The sequence below is a fragment of the Pseudomonas sp. CM25 genome, from assembly GCF_013179705.1.
Lineage (GTDB): Bacteria > Pseudomonadota > Gammaproteobacteria > Pseudomonadales > Pseudomonadaceae > Aquipseudomonas.
On record NZ_JABMCW010000659.1, the window covers coordinates 1 to 1,143 of the forward strand.

Consider the following 1,143-nt stretch of genomic DNA (forward strand, 5'->3'; position numbering starts at 1 on the left):
GAAGTTTTGAAACGTTCGGCTTCGAGGCGCTTGAGCCAAAGGCAGAAGCCGTTGCGCTCCCAGTACAACACCTTGATGCGGTTACGGGCTTTATTGAGGAGGACGAACAGTACGGGGTCGAACACGGCGACTTTGATGTCCAGCTCGACCAGGGCGGTGAGGCCGTCGATGGATTTTCGAAAATCCACAGGCTTGGGGTAGAGGTAAACCTTTTCGACTTTGCTGTCGGGACGCATCATGGCGGACTGGCTCCAGAAAGAAATCGGGAGCGCAGCATCGGGCTTCAGGTAGTCGCTTGGAATGTGGGCTTCATGGAGCGGACACATTGGATTAAGAATCTTTAGGATATCGTCTGTTTCAACTTCGTCGACTGGCTTTTCTCCGATAATGGGGAATGCATAAGTAGTAAGAGTGTTGACCCATTGTTGCGCGTGTTTTGCGTTTTTCCAGCCAGCTCTATGGGCTTCGATGTAGTCCACTGCACAAGCGCGGAAGGTGTTTTCAAGGCTCATCTCCCGAGCAACCCGAGTAGCCTCAGCCTGCTGGAGTGCATCAGCCTTATGTATCAAATGGTCGATACACTCACGAATCAATGCTCTGTGAGTATCGGCGCGGGAACGCGCTTCCTTCAGTCCATATTGAGGGTAAGGGCCCAAGCCGATTTCCTTGCGCTAGCCTGCAAGCTGGTAGCGCAACACCCACGCTTTTCCAGACTTTCGAATGACAAGGCGCAGGCCATCGCCATCATCGTACTTGCCATAGTCCTTGAGGTTTTCTATCAATTTCGCGGTGAGCTTGGGCACGGTCGTGACCTCCGATCTTTGAGTTCGGTCCCCCATTTGGACCCCACTCGTAGCCTGGAAACAGACGGAACCGGGCGGAAGCTAGAAGACATTCGAAATTTCAGAGCTATCTGTTTGATTTAACTGTATTTTATTTGGAGTATTTTGTGATGTTCTGGAGTTCGAGTCCCGAATGTTCCGCCCTATTCATACAAGCTTTTGCTGCTCTTCGTGGAGGAGGAATTTGTGCTCTTTACGTCAGCGCATAGCTACGAAGATGTGTGTTGTGGAGGCTCTGCATGTACTTGCAACTTCTGAATAAAGAGATCAGCACTAAATTATTCCAATTTGGTTTTAGTCG

At 50.4% G+C, this 1,143-nt stretch carries 2 protein-coding genes; both read right to left on the reverse strand.

Features of this window, described 5'->3' with window-relative positions; all coding sequences use genetic code 11:
• The coding region (tnpB, locus tag HP546_RS31640) for an IS66 family insertion sequence element accessory protein TnpB (protein ID WP_256678581.1) at positions 1-656 on the reverse strand (656 nt) is incomplete at its 3' end.
• 15 nt (positions 657-671) lie between these two features.
• A complete protein-coding gene (locus tag HP546_RS31070; RefSeq protein ID WP_178126845.1) occupies positions 672-803 on the reverse strand; it encodes an Arm DNA-binding domain-containing protein in 132 nt (43 codons plus the stop codon).
• Between the last annotated feature and the right edge of the window lie 340 nt (positions 804-1,143).